General features: G+C 59.6%; 18 protein-coding genes. 10 read left to right on the top strand and 8 right to left on the bottom strand.

The features are described 5' to 3' along the window. Window positions 1-930, bottom strand: a complete 930-nt coding sequence (gene tus / locus ABIB18_RS05325; RefSeq protein WP_069728263.1) for a DNA replication terminus site-binding protein — start codon at window positions 928-930, stop codon at window positions 1-3. A gap of 204 nt (window positions 931-1,134) precedes the next feature. Here tus and ABIB18_RS05320 point away from each other — a divergent pair, with 204 nt between their 5' ends. The 4 genes from ABIB18_RS05320 (at window position 1,135) to ABIB18_RS05305 (ending at window position 3,790) form a co-directional block, all read left to right on the top strand. After that, window positions 1,135-2,319 carry an MFS transporter gene (locus ABIB18_RS05320; RefSeq protein WP_354473774.1) on the top strand — a complete coding sequence of 395 codons (1,185 nt, stop codon included), beginning with the start codon at window positions 1,135-1,137 and terminating at the stop codon, window positions 2,317-2,319. Between the two features lie 207 nt (window positions 2,320-2,526). Beyond that, window positions 2,527-3,021 (top strand): RrF2 family transcriptional regulator, encoded by a 495-nt coding sequence (locus ABIB18_RS05315; RefSeq protein ID WP_031377621.1) that lies wholly within the window; start codon window positions 2,527-2,529, stop codon window positions 3,019-3,021. A gap of 137 nt (window positions 3,022-3,158) precedes the next feature. Next, entirely contained in the window at window positions 3,159-3,323 is a 165-nt protein-coding gene (locus ABIB18_RS05310) for an mRNA interferase (RefSeq protein WP_089561525.1), read from the top strand. A 41-nt stretch (window positions 3,324-3,364) separates the two neighbouring features. Continuing rightward, window positions 3,365-3,790 (top strand): type II toxin-antitoxin system HicB family antitoxin, encoded by a 426-nt coding sequence (locus ABIB18_RS05305; protein ID WP_354473773.1) that lies wholly within the window; start codon window positions 3,365-3,367, stop codon window positions 3,788-3,790. A gap of 206 nt (window positions 3,791-3,996) precedes the next feature. On the opposite strand, the gene oqxB is transcribed toward ABIB18_RS05305, so the two are convergent. Further along, window positions 3,997-7,149: a multidrug efflux RND transporter permease subunit OqxB gene (gene oqxB / locus ABIB18_RS05300; RefSeq protein ID WP_031377624.1), complete on the bottom strand. Its 3,153-nt coding sequence runs from the start codon at window positions 7,147-7,149 to the stop codon at window positions 3,997-3,999. A 12-nt stretch (window positions 7,150-7,161) separates the two neighbouring features. Beyond that, window positions 7,162-8,316 carry an efflux RND transporter periplasmic adaptor subunit gene (locus ABIB18_RS05295; protein WP_069728267.1) on the bottom strand — a complete coding sequence of 385 codons (1,155 nt, stop codon included), beginning with the start codon at window positions 8,314-8,316 and terminating at the stop codon, window positions 7,162-7,164. Window positions 8,317-8,615: 299 nt separating this feature from the next. On the opposite strand from ABIB18_RS05295, the gene ABIB18_RS05290 reads away from it, so the two are divergent. The 3 genes from ABIB18_RS05290 (at window position 8,616) to ABIB18_RS05280 (ending at window position 9,747) form a co-directional block, all read left to right on the top strand. Then, window positions 8,616-8,957, top strand: coding sequence for a helix-turn-helix domain-containing protein (locus tag ABIB18_RS05290; protein ID WP_009090299.1), 342 nt, complete (start codon window positions 8,616-8,618; stop codon window positions 8,955-8,957). Between the two features lie 86 nt (window positions 8,958-9,043). Then, complete coding sequence (locus ABIB18_RS05285) at window positions 9,044-9,478, top strand: ribonuclease domain-containing protein (RefSeq protein WP_031377980.1); 435 nt, start codon at window positions 9,044-9,046, stop codon at window positions 9,476-9,478. A gap of 2 nt (window positions 9,479-9,480) precedes the next feature. Beyond that, a complete protein-coding gene (locus ABIB18_RS05280; RefSeq protein WP_031377981.1) occupies window positions 9,481-9,747 on the top strand; it encodes a barstar family protein in 267 nt (88 codons plus the stop codon). On the opposite strand, the gene ABIB18_RS05275 is transcribed toward ABIB18_RS05280, so the two are convergent. From ABIB18_RS05275 to ABIB18_RS05260, 4 genes are all read right to left on the bottom strand, one after another. Then, a complete protein-coding gene (locus ABIB18_RS05275) occupies window positions 9,744-12,110 on the bottom strand; it encodes a virulence factor SrfC family protein (protein ID WP_354473772.1) in 2,367 nt (788 codons plus the stop codon). The genes ABIB18_RS05280 and ABIB18_RS05275 overlap by 4 nt on opposite strands. Next, window positions 12,107-15,070 carry a virulence factor SrfB gene (locus ABIB18_RS05270; protein WP_089561528.1) on the bottom strand — a complete coding sequence of 988 codons (2,964 nt, stop codon included), beginning with the start codon at window positions 15,068-15,070 and terminating at the stop codon, window positions 12,107-12,109. The genes ABIB18_RS05275 and ABIB18_RS05270 overlap by 4 nt, the downstream gene beginning before the upstream one ends. Window positions 15,071-15,072: 2 nt before the next feature. Next, the gene (locus ABIB18_RS05265; protein WP_354473770.1) at window positions 15,073-16,380 is read right to left on the bottom strand and encodes an SrfA family protein; all 1,308 of its coding nucleotides are present in this window, start codon (window positions 16,378-16,380) and stop codon (window positions 15,073-15,075) included. A gap of 157 nt (window positions 16,381-16,537) precedes the next feature. Further along, the gene (locus tag ABIB18_RS05260) at window positions 16,538-17,716 is read right to left on the bottom strand and encodes a benzoate/H(+) symporter BenE family transporter (protein WP_354473768.1); all 1,179 of its coding nucleotides are present in this window, start codon (window positions 17,714-17,716) and stop codon (window positions 16,538-16,540) included. Window positions 17,717-17,835: 119 nt separating this feature from the next. Between ABIB18_RS05260 and ABIB18_RS05255 the strand changes: the two genes are divergently transcribed. The 3 genes from ABIB18_RS05255 to ABIB18_RS05245 all read left to right on the top strand — a co-directional run bounded on the left by ABIB18_RS05255 (window position 17,836) and on the right by ABIB18_RS05245 (window position 19,461). Continuing rightward, window positions 17,836-18,390, top strand: a complete 555-nt coding sequence (locus ABIB18_RS05255) for a helix-turn-helix domain-containing protein (protein WP_031377885.1) — start codon at window positions 17,836-17,838, stop codon at window positions 18,388-18,390. 67 nt (window positions 18,391-18,457) lie between these two features. Continuing rightward, window positions 18,458-18,889 (top strand): MarR family winged helix-turn-helix transcriptional regulator, encoded by a 432-nt coding sequence (locus ABIB18_RS05250; protein WP_089561530.1) that lies wholly within the window; start codon window positions 18,458-18,460, stop codon window positions 18,887-18,889. An 11-nt stretch (window positions 18,890-18,900) separates the two neighbouring features. Continuing rightward, on the top strand, window positions 18,901-19,461 hold the full coding sequence (locus ABIB18_RS05245; protein WP_279810289.1) for an isochorismatase family protein: 561 nt from the start codon (window positions 18,901-18,903) through the stop codon (window positions 19,459-19,461). Window positions 19,462-19,512: 51 nt separating this feature from the next. Here the strand turns inward: ABIB18_RS05245 and pqqU are convergent, their stop codons facing one another. Next, the gene (pqqU, locus tag ABIB18_RS05240) at window positions 19,513-21,639 is read right to left on the bottom strand and encodes a TonB-dependent receptor PqqU (RefSeq protein WP_201306400.1); all 2,127 of its coding nucleotides are present in this window, start codon (window positions 21,637-21,639) and stop codon (window positions 19,513-19,515) included. Window positions 21,640-21,783: the final 144 nt, after the last annotated feature.

Here is a 21,783-nt window from a genome sequence, read left to right as displayed (position 1 = left end):
TTAAATCGGGCAGTCGACCCACAGATGCAGCCGCGGGATCAGCAGGTTAAGCGGCTCGGCGGCTGGCTTATGGCGATAGGTAATGTTATCGGCATCGTAATTAAGCAGTTCACCCAGCACCGGCACCTGGCTGCGGTCGCGGCAGATCACCAGAATCGGCGATGGACAGGCCAGCTGCGTCTGCTTTTTCTGTTCGGCACGCCAGACCCGCGCCACCGGCTGGACTTTCACCGGTCGCTTAATTTTCAGCCGGGCCGAGGCGGGCAGGGCGCGCACGCTGGCTAACTCCTCCTGCACTTTTTCTGCCCACTGTTCGCGTGACCACGGCGCCTGCGCCCGTCCGGCCTTCAGGCTTTTTTCCAGCTGAGCGATCACCTCTTCACGCTGCATATTTTTGATGATGTGCTTATTCGCCCAGCCAAAACGCAGGCTGTCCGGTGCGCTGAGCAGGGTGATAGTGCGATAGGCATTCAGGGTAATCAGCCCGCGCAGATGCTGGTGGACAAATTCGAAGCGTGCCTCGCTTGGCAAGCCGGACTCAACCGTAATCAGCTGCTCCAGTCGCGCTTTAAGCTGATTGATGCTGTCGACCAGCGCGCTGATTTCCGCCTCACGCTGCTCATCGCACTCAATGCACAGCGCACCCGGCAGACGGACCGCCGCCTTGGTGCTGAGCTGCTCCGACTGATGCTGCATGAACAGACGGCAGTAGTGGTTCAGCGCCAGCGTTAAGGCGTGCTGCCCCAGATGCTGCTCCACCGTGATTTGAGTAATCGCCTCATGCTCACGGCCTTTCACTATCGGCGGCAGGCTGAATACCCGGGCAATCAGCAACGGCTGGGCCTCAATCTGCTGGCGCAGCTCGCCCAGCGCCTGTTCTAAATCGTTTACGCATTGATGCATATCTGACACTAAGTCGTAGCGCGCCATGTTGAGCCTCCATAGTTACAACGTACATAATGTGGCAGAAGCGGTGACTGGGCGCAATAGCGACACTAGTTACAACATACTGTTAGTAATACCGTTAACAACCGTGCCGCCATCCGGGCGTAAGCAGGCGCAAAAGGCGGCATGCATTTTTCCTTATCTCAGAACATGTTATAAAAATGGTTTGCCCGCTAACGGATAGCTGATGTGAACCAGACCAACAAACCCGGCGTCGCCGCCATTATTACGCTCGGCGCGATACAGATACTGTCGTGGGGTGGATCGTTCTATCTGATGGCGGTGATGGCGAACCCGATCGCCATGGAAACCGGCTGGTCGCAGCAGTGGATTTATGGCGCACTGTCGACCGGCATTCTGGTGTCAGGACTGCTGGCGCCGCTCAGCGGCCGGATTATTGCCCGCACCGGTGGCCGCCTGCTGCTGGCAATGAGTGGGGCGGTGATGGCGCTGGGGCTGGTGATCATGGCTTTCAGCTATCATCTGCCGCTGTTGCTGTTCGCCTGGGTGATTATCGGCGTCGGGATGGCGATGGGGCTGTATGATGCGCTGTTTGCTACCCTCGGCACCTGTTATGGCGCTCAGGCGCGTGCAGCGATTACCGGCATTACCCTGATTTCCGGCTTCTGTACCACCCTGGTATGGCCGGGCACGGCGCTGTTGATTCACGCCCTCGGCTGGCGGGGCGCCTGTCTGGCGATTGCCGGGCTGTTAACGCTCTGCGTGCTGCCAGCGTATCTGTATGCTTTACCGGCAACGCGGGCGGTAAGGCCGGTTAACACCCGTAGCCCGCAATCGTCCTCCGCTGACATTGCCCCAGGCCTGTTCTGGCTGCTGTGCGCCATCTTCACCCTGGCATCGGTAATCATGACCGCCATTTCCGTGCAGCTGATTACCCTGTTGCAGGCCAGTGGCCACACGCTGACCTCGGCGCTGGCGATCAGCGCGGTGCTGGGACCGTGTCAGGTGGGGGCGCGGATTGTCGATGTCGCCTTTAAGCGCAGCCATCCGATTCGCACCACTTTTTTCTCGGTCGGCCTGGTGGCGCTTGGCTTGCTGTTGCTGGCACTGGCACCGCAGATGGCGCTGCTGAGCATGGTGCTTTACGGCGCAGGAAATGGTTTACGTGCCATTGTGCGCGGAACTTTACCGCTGGCGATGGTCAAACCAGAGTCTTATGCGATTGTGGTGGGCCGGATGGCCCGCCCGGCGTTGATGGGACAGGCGCTGACGCCGTTGATCGGCGGCTATGTATTTGAAAGGATGGGGGGTTCAGCAACACTGTGGTTGCTTTGCGCGTTAGCAATCTTTAACGTGGTGTTGGTGATGATACTGAAACACCGGTTACCCGCCGCGCCAGCCGACATCGCGTAGCATGCTGACTGCGCGGAACGCCGATGACGCGGGCTGTTAGCAGGCTAAGCACCTTGTGCTATCAGGCTGCCGGCTTTGGTGAATACGTGCCTTGTCACCGCTGGCTTGCTTCTAAAAAGCAACAGTGTTTGTTATATTTATTGCTCATTGATTGTTCACTTATGCGGCAATAAAACAATAAGATGCACCGCAACTCAGGATAAAGAAATGCTTGATTACCGCTTCCCGACAGCTTTGCAAATGGTTCTGAGCGTAGCGATGGCGGAGCAAATGGGAAAACGCTCTACCAGCGCGATTCTGGCCTACGGGTTGGAAGCGAATCCCAGTTTCATTCGAAAATTAATGGTCCCGCTGACCCGTGACGGCATTATCGTCTCGACGCTGGGTCGTACCGGTTCGATCCATCTGGGTCGCCCCGCAGCAGAGATTACCCTGCGGGACATCTACGTCTCGGTCATTGAAGACAAAAAAATCTGGGCGGCGCGTCCCGATGTCGCGCCACGTTGCCTGGTCAGCGCCAATCTCTGCTGGTACTTCAAATCGATTGCCGATGAAGCCGAGCAGGCGTCGCTGGACGTGCTGGCGAAACGCACCGTCGCAGATGCGCTTAATGAGTTGAAGAAACGCGACACCAGCAACTGCACGGCGGTTCCGGAACCGGAGCCCGATGAGATTGATGATCTGTGTAAAAAAGGCCGCTGATGCGGCTTTTTTTATGCCTGCAAAATCATTTATTCCGGTCAGTTATGATTGAAAAACAGACAAAATAAACATAAGTGTTGTGTAAGGCATCACTGTTGTTATGATGAGTGACGGTTGAACTGAAGCGAGGGATCGCGATGAAATACAGTGAATTTCGGCGCTGGCTGTTACAACAGGGCGCCATTTTAATAAAGCACCGTAGCGGAAGCAGCCATTTCAAAGTGTTTTTGGGCGCGAGGCAGTCTGTTTTTCCCGATCACGGTGCAAAGGAAATGCCCGAGGGAACCCGCAAAAAATTTTAAAGGATCTGGGGCTGTAATCCTGAGATTGATGAGGTAAGGGTATGTTTAATTACGCAGTCAGATTAAACCATGATGCACAAAGTGGCTGTTATGAAGTGTCATGCCGGGATTTACCGTTAATGCATTCGGTAGGCGACACGATTGATGGCGCGCTGTTAGAAGCGGAAGATGGAATTGTCACCGCAATCTCGCTTGAAATGGATATGCGCCGTCCCATCCCGTCAGCCAGCGAACCGCGGCCGGGCGAATATGTGGTTTATCTGCCGGTGTTGGTGGCGATGAAAGCCGCCTTATATAACGCCATGATCGAAACAGGAACCCGAAAAGCCGATCTGGCACGTCGACTGGGCGTGAATGGCCCTCAGGTTGATCGCCTGCTGGATGTTGAACACTCGTCAAAAGTCGAAAAAGTGGAACTGGCGCTGGCCCAACTGGGACGCAAAGCGCAAATCGAAATCCATACTTAACGCCGTTGTTGCCCGCAAAGCGCATGGCAGTGAACCGGTGTCTGAAGCCCGCCCTGGCGGGCTTTTTAGTGTCAATCTCCGGCTCAACACGGCGATGAATAACGGCGAATTATCTTGCCTGCCATCTTCAGCAGCCGCGAGAGCAGATTCAGTGGCTCGCAACGACAGCCAAAAAAAGGGCGACCCTGCGGTCGCCCTTTTGCAGTTTATACCGTCTGTAACGCGGTTTTGCTCGCTTTCCGCGTCACCAGCTTACGTAAGGTGACGTAGAACACCGGCGTCAGGAACAGCCCGAACAGCGTAACGCCGAGCATGCCGGAGAACACCGTAATACCGGTCACGCCGCGGACTTCCGCACCTGCACCTTCGCCAAGAATCAGCGGAATTGTTCCGGCGATAAAGGCAATGGAGGTCATCACGATCGGACGCAGACGCAGGCGACAGGCTTCCAGCGCCGCCTCGACAATCCCTTTGCCCTGCATTTCCAGTTCGCGGGCGAACTCAACGATCAGAATCGCGTTCTTACAGGCCAGCCCCATCAGCACCACCAGTCCGACCTGCACAAACACATTGTTATCGCCGCCGGTCAGCCAGACGCCTACCAGCGCAGAGAGCATGGTCATTGGCACAATCAGGATCACCGCCAGCGGCAGGGTCCAGCTCTCATACAGCGCGGCCAGCACCAGGAAAGCCAGCAACACCGCCATCGGGAATACAATCAGCGCCGTATTGCCCTGGGTCGATTGCTGATAACTCAGATCGGTCCATTCGATGTTCATGCCGTTGGGTAACAGCTGACCGGACATCGTTTCCAGCTGAGCCATCGCCTGGGCTGATGAGAGCACCCGGGGATCGGCATCGCCAATCAGGTCGGCGGCCGGATAGCCATTGTAGCGAATCACCGGGTCGGGACCGTAGGTGGTCGAAATGGTCACCATGCTGCCAATCGGCACCATCTCGCCGCGATCGTTACGGGTCCGCAGGTTGGCGATATCTTCCACGCTGTCGCGGAAATCACCGTCAGCCTGGGCCATCACGCGCCAGGTGCGGCCAAAACGGTTGAAGTCATTGACGTAAGACGAACCGAGATAGGTCTGCAAAGTGCTGAACAGATCGGTCAGCGACACGCCCTGGGCTTTGGCTTTATCCCGGTCAACCTGCACATCCAGCTGCGGAACGTTCGCCTGATACGAGGAGATAGGGAAGTGCATACCCGGCGTCTGCATAATGGCACCCGACATGGTGTTGATGGCGGTCTGCAGCGCACCATAACCCAGACCCGCGCGGTCCTGCACATAGAGCGAATAGCCCGAACCCTGGCCCAGCCCCAGAATCGGCGGCGGCATAATCGAGAAGCCGAAGCCCTGCTGAATCCGGGCGATTTTGGCGTTAATCTCGGCGTTGATCTCCGCCGCGGTGTGGGTGCGTTGATTGAACGGTTTCAGGCCGAAGAACACCGTGCCGCTATTCGGGGTATTGGTAAACTGCAACGCATTCAGGCCAGGAAACGCCACCGCATACGCCACGCCTTCGGTCTGCATGCCGATTTCGCTCATCTTACGAATCACTTCATCGGTGCGCGCCAGTGACGAGCCTTCCGGCATCTTAACGCCGCCGATCAGGTAGAGCTTATCCTGGGTCGGAATAAAGCCGCCCGGCACGCTGTGGAACATGAAACCGGCACCCGCCAGCAGCAGCACATAGACGCCAAATACCGCACCACGCCGACGCAGAGTTTTACCAACCATGGTTTCATAGCCGTGGGCGCTGCGCTGGAAGAAGCGGTTAAACGGCCGGAACAGCCAGCCAAACAGCCGGTCGATAATCCGGGTCGGCATATCTTTGGCCGCATGATGATCTTTCAGCAGCATCGCCGCCAGCGCCGGAGAGAGCGTCAGCGAGTTAATCGCTGAGATCACGGTTGAAATGGCGATGGTCGTGGCGAACTGCTTGTAGAACTGACCGGTCACGCCTGACAAAAACGCCATCGGCACAAACACCGCACACAGCACCAGTGCGATGGCAATGATCGGTCCGGAGACCTCTCGCATCGCCTGATGCGCCGCCGCCCGCGGCGTCAGCCCCATCTCAATGTTACGCTCGACGTTTTCCACCACCACGATGGCGTCATCCACCACAATCCCGATGGCCAGCACCAGGCCAAACAGGCTCAGGGTATTCAGCGAGAAGCCGAGCAGATAGAGCACGCTAAAGGTACCAACCACCGAAACCGGCACTGCCAGCAATGGGATAATCGAGGCGCGCCAGGTTTGCAGGAACAGGATCACCACCAGTACGACCAGCACCACCGCTTCCAGCAGGGTCTGCACCACCGCTTTAATCGAATCACGCACGAAGACGGTCGGATCGTAAGGTGCGGCCCATTTCACGTCATTGGGGAAGCGGGTCGCCAGCTCATCCATTTTGGCGCGCACCGCATTGGAGAGGTCAATGGCGTTAGCGCCGGGTGCCTGGAAGATGCCGATACCGACCGCATCTTTGTTATTCAGCTGCGAGCGCAGGGCATAGCTGCCGGAGCCCATTTCGATACGTGCCACGTCGCGCAGCCGCACCAGTGAACCATCTTCAGAAGTCTTTAAGATGATGTCGCCAAACTGCTGTTCGCTCTCCAGCCGCCCCTGCGTATTGATCGACAGCAGAAAATCGCTCTGCTTTTTCAGCGGCTCGGCACCCAGCTGACCGGCAGAAACCTGCACGTTCTGCTCCTGCATCGCGGTGACGACATCAGAGGCGGTCAGGCCACGCGCCGCCACTTTATTCGGATCGAGCCAGACGCGCATCGCATACTCACCGGCACCGAAAATCTGAATCTGGCCGACACCCGGCAGACGCGCCAGCTCATCTTTCACCTTCAACGTGGCGTAGTTACGCAGATAGAGCGAATCGTAAGTGTTGTTGGGCGAGAACATGTGCACCACCAGCGTCAGGGTCGGTGACATCTTCTGGGTAGTGATACCCAGCCGACGCACATCTTCCGGCAGCCGCGCTTCCGCCTGCGCCACGCGGTTCTGCACCTGAACCTGAGCCTGGTCGGGATCGGTGCCAGGACGGAAGGTGACGGTGGTCACCAGCACGCCGTCAGAACCGGCCACCGATTTCATGTACATCATGTTTTCGACCCCGTTGATCGCCTCTTCCAGTGGCGTCGCCACCGAATCAGCAATCACTTTCGGGTTCGCGCCCGGATATTCGGCACGCACCTGCACGCTGGGCGGCACCACATCGGGATATTCACTGATCGGCAGCAGCGGAATAGAGATTAGCCCGGTGACAAAGATCAGAATCGATAACACCGCCGCAAAGATCGGCCGGTCGATAAAAAAGCGGGAAAAGTCCATAACGGCCTCAGATTATTGAGCGGTTGCCGCACGCATGGCGACCTGCTGAGCAGTGACCGGCATGCCGGGCATAAACACTTTTTGCAGACCGGCGATGATCACCCGATCGCCCGATTTCAGGCCCGACTTGACGATGCGCAGACCGTCCACCATCGCGCCAGGATCGATATCACGGCGCTGAGCTTTGCCTGCGCTGTCTACCACGTAGACATACTTACGGTCCTGGTCGGTTAACACCGCTTTGTCATCAATCAGCACCGCCTCAAACTGCGCGCTGCCGGGCAGACGGACCCGGGCAAACAGGCCAGGCGTAAACTGACGCTGCTGATTGTCGAGCAGGGCGCGCATACGAATGGTGCCGGTGCTGGCGGTCAGCTGGTTATCCAGGAAGTCCACTTTGCCCTGATGCGGATAGCCCTGTTCGCCGACCAGCGCGATTTCAACCGGCAACGCATGGCGCTGCTGGCCCTGACGCGCCATCGCCTGATAGTGCAGGAAGGTGTTTTCATCGACGTCGAAATAGACATACATGCTCTGCTGCGAGACCAGCGTGGTCAGTACGCTGGCGCTATCGCCGGCGGTCACCAGATTGCCGGCGGTGATCATCGCCCGGCTGGCGCGGCCATCAATCGGCGCGGTAACGCGGGTAAAATCGAGATTCAGCTGCGCCATATCGACGGCGGCTTCAGCGGCCAGTACATCCGCCTGCGCCTGGCTGGCGGCCGAACGGCGCTGCTCCCACGCTTCACGCGAAATCGCCTGGCTGCCAATCAGCTTTTCGCTGCGTCCCGACTCGCTGCGGGCCAGGCTTGCCTGGCTGCGGGCGCGGGCTAATTCCGCTTTGGCCTGCTCCAGCGCCGCGCGATAGCTGCGGTCGTCGATGGTAAACAGCACCTGACCTTTCTTCACCTCATCGCCTTCGCGATAATTAACCGACTCAATGTAGCCTGAGACGCGCGGACGCAGTTGCACGCTCTGCACCGCCTCAACCCGGCCATTGAAACTGTCCCACTGGCTGACCGGCTTGATCAGCACCGGTGCGGCACTGACCTCGGGCGGCGGCGGCGGGGCGTTTTGTGCCACACCGTCATCGCAACCGCTTAGCTGGCTGATGAGCAGTACCATCCCTAAAAGGGTAAAACCCTGACGAACCCAGTTGGTAATCATTGTTGTTATTCCGCGATAAGTGAAAACGACCCGCAGGCCAATATTTGCAACTTTTAAGATTGCAATTAATCGCGAGGAGTGTAGGCTTGCGTCGCTGGCAACTGCAAGAATAACAGATACACTTTATGTGCGGTTTGTTGTCGCCAGGTTAAAAGCTAAGCGGCTGGCAAAAGACCCTAAGAAATGTGCGGCATTTAATGTACTAATAAAACTTGCATTAAATGACATAGTCAGTCACCCTTTAAGTGTAACTGCAACTGATACTGATACTGTTCGCCACGGCGACGGGAGAGACTGGAATGATGAGTGACGCCTTTATTCACGATTTAATCGACTGGATTGATAACAACATCGAAGCACGGCTGGATCTGGACACCGTCTCAGAGCGCGCGGGCTATTCTAAATGGCACCTGCAACGGATGTTCAAAGAGCACACCGGTTATCCATTGGGTGAATATATCCGGGTGAAGAAGCTGAAAAAATCAGCCGATCGCCTGACCAGTACCGATGAACCGATCCTTAACGTGGCGATTTCATTAGGTTTCGATTCGCAGCAGTCGTTTAATCGCAGCTTCAAACGTCAGTACGGTGTCGCACCGGGTGCATGGCGTCGACACAGCGGTGACTCGCACGCTGCATAACCTCGCCAGGGCCAGCCTGTCTGGCCCGCGCTTTTTTCGGCGCGCAAAACTGGTATCATCTGCATCCTGTCGTCACGGATGCCATCATGTCAAAAAAACTCTGGATTGGACTTTTCCTGGTCCTCGCGGCCGCTTTCTACGGCCTTAAACCTTATCTGAACTCCTCTGTGGCACCTGCTCAGGCAGACATCGCCACGCTGACCGACGCCCATACGGTGGCGCGCTGGGTGCTGCAACATCAGCAGCTGCCGGACTACTACCTGACCAAAAGCGAAGCCCGCAAGCGCGGCTGGAATCCGGCCAAAGGCAATCTGTGCGAGGTGCTGCCCGGCAAAGCCATCGGCGGCGATCGCTTCGCCAACCGTGAGAAACGCCTGCCGCAACGGGCGGGCCGCCAGTGGTATGAAGCGGACGTCAACTATCGCTGCGGACGCCGCGACGCCGACCGGCTGGTTTACTCTTCCGACGGGCTGGTGCTGCTCTCCACCGATCACTATCGCAGCTTCCGACAGGTACCCTGATAATGCTGATCCTGCAATTTGATCTGCGCCAGCTGACCAGCCGCGCGGCATTCTACCAGCAGTTTGCCGCACAGAGCGGCGGTACGCCTGCTTATTTTGGCAACAACCTGGATGCGCTGTGGGACTGGCTGACCGGCGGTATTGCCTTGCCGGCGGAAGTGCGGCTGCAGCATTACGCCGAACATCATGCCGATCTGGCTCCGGTGCTGGCGTTACTGGAAGAGGCGGCGCAGTCGCTGAACGGCGAACTGCGCCTGGTGAAGGATTAAACGCGCAGCGGTTTAAGCAGGGCGATCAGCGCCTCGCGCGCCGCCAGCGGTAAATCGCCGCCGCCGGTATAGCCGTTGTTTTCGATAATCACCTGATTCAGGCCCACCAGCCAGTCGTAGATGTAATAGGCGGTGTGGTTGGCCGGGGCTGCTGACAGTTTAGTCAGCCGCTGACCGGCGCTGAAGTTGACGCTCGGGGCCGGCGGACGGGTAAAGATCGCCTGACCGCGATTAACGCGGCTGGCCGGACGCTCCGCCTCCGGACGCTGCAAAAACCCGAGCCAGGCAACAAAGTCACCCAGCACCGTCATGGCCCGGGTTACCTGACGATCGGCACGCGACTCATGTGTGATGCTGTGGCTGTCAGGCTCATGCAGCGCCTGCTGCAGTTTTTGCGTCATGTCGATGCGGAAACTGGCGGTAATCAGCTCTTCCACCAGCCACTCCATGGTCGCCTTATCAATATTCAGCAACGCCAGCAGGCTGCGATTTTCCGGCAGCTGACGCAGGTGGTCGAGCCACAACAGCAGCACCTGGCGCGGAAAATGTTGTGCGCCGTGCCCGCTCTGACGCGGCTGAACCGGCACCTCCGGCTCTGACTGGCTGAACAGATCAAATTCAAAACCAATGCCGAACTGATTTTCCGGTGCCTGCGGATGCGGCGTGCTGCTGCTCAGGCTCGACTGATTGAGCCACAGCTGGCGCAGCGCTTCACGCGGCGGCTGCAGACGTTCCAGCAGTTCGCCATGCAGGCCGGTACGGTGCTGTAAACATTTCAGCAGGATATCGGCGATATTCTGTTTGCGCGCTGCCTGCTCCGGGCTGGCACCCGCCTCGGTCCACGGCAGTAAACGCCGCTCAACCACGGTGTGCTGAATCTGTACCAGCTGGCTCAGCAGCAGATCGCGACGGGCTTCCGGCTGCATCTCATCCTGTAACCAGCTCGCCATGCGATCGACGCCCGCCCGATCCAGCGCCAGCATCGATCCCCAGTGTCGTCCCGGTTGTCCCATCTGACGTTGCACCGCTTCATCGACGTTAATCTGCTGATGACGGGCGTCATGCGGCGTGATAGCCCAGATCAGCCGGGGTTTTTCCACCGCTTCCAGCGTCGGTTGCAGACGCTGCCATTCACGCAGCGACTGGCTGACGCGATCGGCATCCTGACGCTGGCTGGCGGCGGTACAGACCAGCAGCAAGTCGATGGCCTGACGCGCGGCATACAGGCCGGGCAGCAGGGCGCGTTTCTGTTCCAGCAGCGCTGCGCGCAGCGGATCGCGCTGTTGCAGGCGCAGGCGATCTTCCGCAGTGGCCTCATCATTCGGCTGGCCCGGTGCGGGCAGCTCCAGCATATCGGCCTCATCATACAGCGCGGTGCGCGGCGTCGAACTCAGCGGGATCACCACCTCCAGCGTCAGCAACGCCAGTAACCCCAGCGCCACGCTTTGCGGCTTGCCGATGCGGTTGCCGTTGGTCGGGCAGACGTCGATTGGCTGCTGCAGATCCTGCTCGCTGGCTGGCACAATCAGCTGCTCGGCCGGCAGCAGAGCGGCGTCAGTCAGCAGGCTGAGCGGAGCCAGCACCCGGCTGCTGTTGCGCAGCTGGTGGCGTAAATGCAGCAGGCTGCGCAGGGTATCGTTGAGCGCCGGTTGATTCGGCCACAGCAGCGAAAACAGCTGTACCCGATCGTCGACGCTCAGCCACGGTGCCAGTTCAACCGCCTGCGGCCAGAAGTGACGATCGAGGCGCGCGTCATAGTGCTGACGGCGGCGGCACCATGACCACAGCGTCACCAGCGCATCGCTCTCCAGACCGGGCAGCGGGCTGGTCAGGCAGTGACGTTGCAAACGCTGTAAGCCACTGTCTATCAGCGCCACATCCGGCGGCACGCTATCGGGTGCGCTGGCGATCACCAGCCGGATGATTTCCGCTTCCGTCAGCAGCGTCAGTTCGACCGGCCATTCGCCCGACAGCGGCTCACGCTGATGACAGAAGCGGGTCGCGGTCGCAAAATCGAGGTTGCCGGGGTTAATGTGCTGAAAATAGTTGAGCGATTTGTCGCCCAGCCGGGTTACCAGCTGGCCCTGCGCATCGGCCACCATCTCGTTCAGCAGCCAGGCTTTACCGGCCTGCGACTGACCAAACAGCGCCAGCGTCACCGGCCGCACCACCTGCTGTGCCAGCGCCTGGGTCTGCACCCGCGCCTGACGCAGTTGCAGGGACAGGGTTTCCGCTTCCAGCGCCAGTCGTGGCGACTGTTCGCGGGTGGTTTCAATCCAGGCCAGACTGTTGCTCAGCGCGTCCTGCAGCAGGTTAAGGCGTTTAGCCAGCGTCTGCGGCTGGCGGGGTTTCAGGACTTTCATCGTTTACATACGCTCCCGCTGTCAATCCAGTACTGCGCATTAGCGTTGCCGGTGGCTGACAGGGTATTCAGTTTCAGACTCAGCTGCTCCAGCGGCACGCGGGTGCCATCATCCAGCCGCGCATCGCTCAGCACCAGCGTTTCCGGACCGGGCGCATCCGGGCCATCTTTCACCGCCAGCTTGATGCGCAACACGCTTTCACCGGCCACTTTACGCGCTAAAGTCGCATCGTTCAGCGTCAGGCTGTAGAGCGGTGAGGCAGGCCAGCGATCGTTATCCAGCTGGCGGAAGCCGAGACAGACGTTGCCGCGAATGCGGAAGCTGCTTTTTTTATCCAGCGCAAAGCCGGCGTCGTCGAGGTCGATCTCGCTGTAGCAGAGGTTTTCGTCGGTCAGGGCCTGGTTTTCATCCAGCATACCGAGGTAACGGATGGTGGAATAGGGTTCAAAATCACCGGCGCGGAACCAGAAACTGCTGAGGCGCAGGTCCAGTGCCAGCAGGCAGAGCATCGCGCCGACGGCGGCGGTCGATTTCGGGTTATCAATGCGGCCATGCTTGTTAAACGGATACCAGTCGCTGGTGTGATAGCCTTCCAGCGACAGAATACGGCTGCCCGGCAGCGGTTGCAGATGGCGGACCAGCGCCTGAATGCCGGGGAAGCGCGACGGCCGGCCGGTCAGCAGCAGCACATCGCACTGATAGAGCGACACCACTTCGCACATTGAGCGCAGCGCCGGAATAATCGCCATCCGGTGCTGCATGAACTCGCCGTGCAGCTGCGTCAGGCTGACCACCAGCGGCACCTGCAACAGGTCGAAGCGGCTGTTGACGCCCAGTTCACGCTGAATTTCACCGTTAACGAACGCCAGCACCGCCTCGCCAGGGGACTGCTCTACCAGTTCGCCAAACAGCGCGTTGATCTCGGCGTGACTCTCCAGCGGATCCCAGTTTTCGTAGCGCTCCAGCACCGCCTGCGCCAGGGGAATAAACAGCTGCAGCGTAACCTGCTGGCGTAAGGTGGCCTGACCGTCCATCCGGCTGTCGTGACCGAACAGCTTGTTCATCAGCGGCTCAGCCAGCGTTAGTCCGGCTTTATGCAGATGCTGTTGCAGCGCCGGCAGGATCCACAGCTGGATCACATCCAGCAGGATATCGTCACCGGCCACTTTGAAGCCTTCACGGAACAGCAGACGCGGGGTGATTTTCACGTTATTGCCGAGCCCATCATCCAGCCGGTACTGGGTGATAGCCAGATCGGTGGTGCCGCCACCGATATCAATTGAGGCGATACGCAGACTTTTACCCGGCAGCTCATCCACTTCACGCGGGCGATCCGGTCGGGCCATGCTGCTGAAAAAGTCTTCGGCGCGACCGGCAAAGTTCACCTGGGTTTCATTAAACAGCCAGACCATCTGACCGCAGGTCGCTTCATCCCACTCCATCTGCACATCCGGCAGCGGTTTCGGGCTGTGGCGCGGGCCTGCCGGGGCGACATCTTCATCGTCGCTCAGCCAGCCTTCGGCTTTCCACACCAGCGCAATCGCCTCCTGCATCCGGCGGCGGAAAATTTCACGTTCCGGTTTTGGCATCGCTGAAGGCAGCGTCAGGATCACATGGCGCAGCTGACGCGGCGCGTGGCTTTGCGGCATCCGCTGACGCTGGGCAGCGCTGTTCATCTGCATCAGGGCCTGGGCCAGCAGCTCGCACAGCATAAAGGTCATCAGTGAACTGCGGCTGTAGTGCGGTGAAAACACCGGCAGACGATCGTCCAGCGGCAGCGTATAGAGCGGCTGGCCTTCATCGTTCAGCAGGGTGGTAAAGGGCGCGGCACAGGCCAGCGGTTCAGACTGCGCACCAGGATTATTAAAGCGCCAGCCTGGCTGGTAGCGCGCTTCGTCCCATAAATAGCGGCGTGGGCTGGAGAGGCCGGTACTGCCTTCCAGGCCGACGCGCTGCAGGGCCAGACGGCTCGCTTCGCGACCAACGCGGGTCAGCGACGGCCACATAAAGGCCTGTTCGCGGCCGCTTTCCAGCGAGAAGTTCTCTTTGCCGAAACGGGTTTCGGCAAACTCCAGCCGGCTGTCAAACAGTTCGTTATAGACCTGATGCGGCTGAGATAAATCACGCAGCTGCAGCTCATAGGTCTGCTTCAGTCCGTTGCTCTCTTCCGGATGATCTTCCACCAGAATGCCGCAGGTATGCGAATTGCCGACGTCCAGAATGATATCGACGTTAACCGCGGGGGTTTGCAGCGTGGCGGCCTGAATGTGGATCTCGCTGAGGTTCAGCTGTTCGCCCAGCAGCTCCAGCAGATTGAGGTAGTGTGCCTGATATTCAAACTCACGCAGCGCCTGGTTTATCGCCTGCTCGCGGCGGTCAGAGACCCGATCGGTAAAGGTTTCACGCAGCCAGCCATCGACCCAGGTGTGGTCGAGAAACTCACCCAGCTCGTAGTTGTGCCAGGCCAGCGTAAAGGTCACGCCATTCTGCGCATCGGCTGCCGACAGGCCCAGCTTCTCTCCGCCATCCTGTTCCGCCACGCAGCGGGTATCAAAGGCCAGGCTGACGCGATGGGTATTGCCCGCCGCGTCAGGCGTCTCCAGCGCCACCAGACGCATCCGCGCCCAGTTTTCCGGTCCGCCAATAAACCGCCGTCCGCTGGCGCAACGCAGCATCGGCAGCGGCAGCCAGCAGGCGGAGAGCAGGGTCAGCGAATCAGCCAGCGCGATGTCCGACTCCGGACGCACCACTTCCGGTGCGCCACCATCTTCCGGGTAGAGCAGAAACTTACCGCTGTTGCCATCAACATTCAGCCGCAGCAGCGGGCCGTTGGCAGTCTGGCGCACGAACTGACGGCGCGCCTGGGTCGCAGAGAGTTGCAGACCAAAATCCAGAAATTGCACACCGCTGTTTTCAATCAGCGAGATTTTTTGTTTGTCATCGATCAGGGGAGCCAGCATGTTTATTTACTCTCACGCTTAATCGTCATCGGGAAGACCCGGTCATCAGCATATTGCGCTTCGCACACCGCCGCACCGATGCTGGCATGGCAAATCAGCAGCGGCATGCGATAGCGGGATTTATTCTCGCATTTAGCGGTGTAGCGGCTTTCGATCACCAGATTGCCGGCGCTGGTCATCGCCGCGCTGACGTCCGCCTTACAGCGGGTATGGTCCTGGGCGATCTGTACGCTGCCTTTGCCATTTTTAAACTGAAAATGCATCACTGCCGGCTTGCCGGTTGCGGTCGGCATTGAACCGAGCGTGACGCGCCAGCGGCCATCAATCACCTCAACCTGGCCGTCGCGCACCGCATCCGGGGTAACAATCAGATCGTCTGGCCGGGCCGGCACTGCCGGGGTCACCACACTGGCAAGGGTAGCAGACGCGGCGGCAGGTGCAGCGGCGGCGGCGCTAACCGTGGCCGGTTTTTGCGGCAGTGTGGCCGCCAGTTTCTCAGCGGCGTTGACCACGGCTGGCGGTCTGACGGCTGGCACGGCAGCCAGCGTCGCGGCCGGAATGCTGACGGGTTGCGGACGGTGCAGCAGTACCGCCACTACCACGGCGGCGGCAATCGCCAGCGGCGGCACAATCATCCAGACGCGAAAACGACCAGCCGCAGCGGGCGCGGCGGGCGTAACGGCAGCCGGTGCAGCAGGCACGATAACCGGTTCGGCTTCCGGTTCCGGCTCGACCGGCAGCGGCTCGGCCGGCACCGGTTCGATGCTGACCGGCTCGGCGACCGGCGCAGGCGGTGGCTCGACCAGCAGGGGCGGCAGGCTCTCTTCCAGCGTATCGCGCAGGCAGGCCAGGGCGTCATCGCGGCTGCGTGCCTGCGCATCGACAAAGCCCCAGAAGGTAATCACCGGTTTGCCATCGACCAGGTAAACATACTGCTGATCGGGAAACTGCAGGCTTTTGCTGAGCAGCGCGCCGAACAGGCGCATGGCTGGATTCTCTGCCGCGCGCGCGCGCGTACTGAGCGCCTGCATATCCTGCTGGCAGGCGGTGAGATGTTGCAGCGCGGCACGACGTTCATGATCGCTGGCCGCCAGCCAGGATTTCATCCGGCCGCTGAAGGGCGCATACCAGTCGAGGCGATCGCCCCGGTCATTGGCCTGCGGAATGGCCAGACAATCTGCCAGTGCGCCCTGACGGCGCAGACGCAGGGTCTCGCGAATTTGTAACGCTGAGGCATAGACCGGCTGGCCATTTTCACCTAACGCCAGAACCGCATCTAAATTACCGCTGCGCAGAAAAGTTTTTGCCACCTGTTGGGCCCTTATCGGTCGTTGTCTGAGGCAGAAAATCGCGTGTTATCGACGATTGGGTTGATTTTACGCGGGACAATGACAAATCAAACGGCGGAAAAGGGGGCAAATGCAGCGGTTTTTTCACCGGCTGCTGCAAAAACAACCGCACTGAGTGCTAACTGGCGCGCTTACGCACCAGCAGCAGGTGGGCGATAACGCCGCCGACCAGTCCCCAGAAGGCCGGTCCGATGCCGAGCAGCGAGACGCCGGAGGCGGTCATCAGAAAGGTGATTAACGCACTGTCGCGCTCGGCCGGCTGCTCCAGCGCACGCTGCAGGCTGCCGCCCAGCGTGGCCAGCAACGCCAGCCCGGCCAGCGCCTGGATCAGTACCGCAGGCAGCGCACTGAATAACACCGCGATCAGCGCGCCAGACGCGCCCGCCAGCAGATAAAACAGGCCGGCCAGCGCCGCCGCCCGCCAGCGTCGCTGCGGATCGGCATCCACCTCGTCACTCATGCAGATCGCTGCGGTTATCGCGGCGACACAGACCGAAAAACCGCCAAAAGGCGCCAGTAACAGCGCGATAAAACCGGTCCAGCCAATCAGCGCTGAAACCGGCGGACGATAACCGTGTGCCTGCAGCGTGGCGATGCCGGGCGCATTCTGCGACGCCATGGTGACCAGAAAATAGGGCAGCCCGATGCCGATCAGCGTGGTCAGGCTAAAGTGCGGCATCACCGGCTGCGGCAGCACCAGCATAATCGGCTGCGGCGGAAAGTGGATCGCCCGCTGTGCCAGCGCCACCGCCACGCCGATCAGCAGGGTCAGCAGGATGGCGTAACGCGCCAGCCAGCGACGGGCCAGCAGCCAGGTCAGACACATGCTGCCGCACAGAACAAAGTTGGTCTGTAAATCGGCAAAGGTCTGCAGGCCAAAGCGCAGCAAAATACCGGCCAGCATTGCCGCTGCCAGCGAGGAGGGAATGTAATTCATCAGGCGGGCAAACAGGCCGGTCACGCCAGAGAGCACAATCAGCAGGTTAGCGAAAACGAACACCCCGACCGCTTCATTGATGGAGATGCCATGAAAGCTGGTCGCCAGCAGCGCCGCGCCCGGCGTTGACCATGCGGCCAGCACCGGCATGCGATAGCGCAGCGACAGCCCCAGCGAGGCAATGCCCAGCGCAATTCCCAGTACCGCCAGCCAGCCGCCAATTTGACCGGGCGACGCGCCAGCTGCCTGAAAAGCCTGGTAAACAATTGCACCGGTGCTGCTGTATCCCACCAGCACGGCGACAAAGCCCGACACCAGCATCGGCAGGGTAAACCGGGGTTGTACGGCGACTTTAGACATCTGATTATCCACAATTGTGCGTTATAACGCACATGGTCGCATGATGCGCTATAACGCACAAGTGCTACACTGCCGCCATCAGGTCAGCGAACAGGCTGACGACAGCATCGGGAGTAGCAATGGGGAATCTTCAACACCATCTGAGCAGCGCACTCAGACAGTTACGTCAGGCCAACGGCTGGAGCCTGACGCTGACCGCCGAACGCACCGGCGTCAGTAAAGCGATGCTCGGCCAGATCGAGCGCGGCGAATCCAGCCCGACGGTGGCGACACTGTGGAAAATCGCCACCGGCTTTAACGTGCCGTTTTCGTTTTTCATTGAGGGCGGGCCCGCACCAGGCAGTCCCGCCGCCTTCAGCCAGCCCAACGCCGAGATGTCGGTCCAGCCGCTGTTACCCTACGATCCGCAGCTGCGCTTCGACCTGCTGGCGGTTGAGCTGGCCGCCGGTGCGCAGAGCATCTCTTCGCCGCATGAGGCGGGCTGCATCGAGCAGGTGGTGGTGATTGAGGGGGAGTTGCTGCTCGGGGTCGGCGATCTGTGGCGGCGTCTGCCGCGCGGCGCGGCGTTTCAGTTTCGCGCCGATGTCACGCACAGCTACCGCAACCCGCTCAGCACGCCGCTGCGCTTTCACAGCCTGATCCACTATCTGCAACGGCCGGAAATTACAAATTGATACCAGGACAAACTACACAGTTTACCTTCGTATCTCTATACTGACCGTCAAACCTGAGGAGAGGGCGATGTGCGATTTAAGCGAACCTGCTGCCACGCTGCGTATGCTGGTGGGCAAGCTGGGCCGCAAACTGCGTGAGTCTGCGCCACCGGGTGAACTTACCTGGTCGCAGGTGGCGGTGCTGGGCTACCTGGTGCGCGACGGAGCGATGACGGTAACCGAACTGGCGGCGGCGGAAGGTGTGCGCAGCCAGTCGATGGGGGCCACCGTGGCGACCCTGCTGGAGGCTGGCATGGTGACCGGTGAACCCGATCCGCATGACGGACGCAAAACCCGTTACCGTCCCACGGACGCTTGCCTGGCGGTGATCGCCGCCAGCCGTGCCCGGCGTGACGACTGGCTGATTGAGGCATTTGAGGCGCGACTTACCCCGGCCGAGCGACAGCAGCTGATTGACGCCATCCCTTTACTTCAACGACTGACTGAACATGAACCCTGAGAGGACTAAAGATGGCTGTAACCACACTTGATGCGAAAACGGCGCTGATTGTCATCGACCTGCAGCACGGCATCGTTGCGCTGCCGCTGGTCCATCAGCCGCAGCCGGTGATTGAGCAGTGCGCGCGCCTGGCACAGGCGTTTCGTGCCAGCGATCTGCCAGTGGTACTGGTTAACGTGGCGGGCGGTGCGCCGGGACGTACTGAACAGGCACGGCATAGCGGCGAACTGCCGGCCGACTGGGCCACCCTGGTGCCGGAAATGACGCCGCAGCAGGACGACCTGACCATCACTAAAAAGACCTGGGGTGCTTTTCACGCTACGCCACTGCACCAGCAGCTGCAGCAGCGCGGCATTACTCAGGTGGTGATTTGCGGCATCGCCACCAGCATTGGGGTCGAATCGACCGCACGCCAGGCGTATGAATTAGGTTACAATGTCACGCTGGCCACTGACGCAATGACCGATTTAGACATCAATACTCACAACAACAGCGTCAACCTGATCTTCCCACGGTTAGGCGAAACCGGCAGCTGTGAGGATATTCTGGCGCAGCTGAGTTCGCGCGCCTGATTAGCGTGTGATCTTAACAGTCGGGCCACCGCGATGGTGGCCCGACTTGTTTTAGCGGAAGGCGTAGCCGAGGGTTAACCCGACGCTGTAATTGCGGCCGGGTGCTGATTCAAAGTAGCGACCATTGCTCTCATTGACGATCACCGATCCGACGTACTCGCGGTCAAACAGGTTGTCGACCCGTCCAAACAGATCCAGCGTCCAGTCGCTGACCTGCCACTTATAACCACTGTTCAGGCCAACCACGGTGTAGGACGGCGTTTTGACATCATTCTGATCGTCAGCGGCGATCTGACTCAGATAACGCATTTCAGCCCCGGCATAGAATCCCTGTTCCGGCACATAGCCCAGTCCGGCGTACAGCATATTGCGGGCGATGCCCGGAATGCGGTTGCCGTCACAGCTGTCGCTGCCACAGGCGTTGCTGCGATAGCGCGCATCCAGCAGGGTGTAGGCCATTTTAAGCTGCCAGTCCCAGCCAAACTGCTGATCTAACGCCAGCTCCAGTCCGCGGCGGCGGGTCTCCCCGGCATTTTTATAGGTGGTGCGTCCGCCACTGCTGGCGTCAGCGACAATTTCATCCTGGGTATCGGTCTGGAACAGCGCCGCACTGACCAGCCCATTGCCAATCCGTTTTTTGCTGCCGATCTCCAGCGTGTCGCTGGTGGCCGGTTTCAGGCCGAGATTCAGGCCCGACTGACCATCAGAACGGTAAGAAAGCTCATTGATGGTCGGGGTTTCAAAGCCGCGACCGGCCGAAAGATAGGCGTTCCAGCTCGGATCAAACGCATATTTCAGCGACGCCGCTGGCAGCCATTTGTGATAACGGGCATTGCCGCTGTCGTCACCGTTGCCGTTGACAACGTAGAAGTCATTGGAGTCGAAGTTGACGGTGCTGAAGCGCACGCCCGCATCCAGCGACAGCTTATCGGTCAGCTGCCAGGCCGTCTGCAGATAGGGGTCGAGGTTCCACATCAGATTACGCTCATTGCGGCGCAGGTTGCCCTGATCGCCGTAATGCGTCACGCCGTTGCTGACGGTGAAGTTCTCATAGCCTTTACGCCGTTCGGTCATGGTCTCGTAGTCGAGACCGCCGGTCAGGGTCACCGGAATCGACAGCAGCGTGTCGCGGTGCGTCCAGCGGGTATCGATCCCCTGATAATGGCGGGTCAGGTCGATCACCCCGCCGGGATGGCTGGGATTGGTCTGTACGCTGGCGGGAATCGACTGAAACTGGGTGGTTTCCCGTACCCCGGCGTAGACCATCACGCTGAGATCGTCGTTGTCGCTCATCTGGCGCTGGTAGTGCAGGCCGCCCTGGGTCTGATCGACAGTTTTACGGGTATTGTAGAGCGAAACGTTGCTTACTACCTGACGCGGATTGTCGCGCCACTGGGACGGCGTCAGCCCGCCCGGGTCCTGCGCATCAATATGCACGCTGTTAAACAGCAGGGTTAAGGTGCTGACATCATCAATGCGCACCCCAAGCCGCGCATTGCCGAGGTTTTTCTGCGCCGAACTGTGATCACGATAGCCGTGAGTGGTAAAGCGTGAGGCGGAAACGGTGTAGTTCACGTCCCCGGCGTGGCTGCCATCACCGGTCGCGCCGCTGGCTTTGACGCTGTTGCGCCAGCTACCATAGCTGCCGTACCAGCTGCTGGCCTCCAGCGTGGGCGGCTGTTGCCCGGCCTGAGTAGTGACATTCACCACTCCGCCAGAGGAATTGCCGTACAGCGCGGAAAACGGCCCGCGCAGGACTTCAACGTGATCGATTGAACCGATATCGATATTTGAGGTTTGCGCCTGGCCGTCCGGCATGGTGGCCGGAATGCCGTCGACGTAGATGCGTAAACCGCGCACGCCATAGGTCGAGCGTGAGCCAAAGCCACGGATCGACAGCTGCAGGTCCTGAGCGTAGTTTTGCCGGTTCTGGATTTGTAAGCCCGGCACGCTGCTGAGATTTTCCGACAGATTGACGCGTGGTGCGGCCTGACGCATCTCATCACCGCTGACCACACTGACCGCGGCGGGCGTGTCGAGCACATTCAGGCCGCTCTCGGACGGGGTCGCGCTGACCACCAGGGTGTTGTCATTCTCTTCTGCCAGCAGCGACAGCGGAAACAGGGTGGGCAGGATCAACAGCGGCAGCGTCGCCTGACGCAGTAACGTTATTTTCATTTTTAGCGGCCTGAAAAAGATGAATAATGAACCAGCTGGAACAATTGGCGCGTATGGTAATGCTTTGCCGGGTTCTGGTATAGATCTTTACGTGTCGTCAGGCTTATTCCGTTCACCCGACGCCGCGCAGTCGCTGCCTCTGTT

Origin of the sequence: Pantoea sp. UYEF8, assembly GCF_040546285.1 — a bacterium.
Classification (GTDB): domain Bacteria; phylum Pseudomonadota; class Gammaproteobacteria; order Enterobacterales; family Enterobacteriaceae; genus Pantoea; species Pantoea brenneri.
The sequence above is the reverse complement of the archived record's forward strand: the minus strand, read 5'-3'. Positions and strand labels throughout refer to the sequence as shown.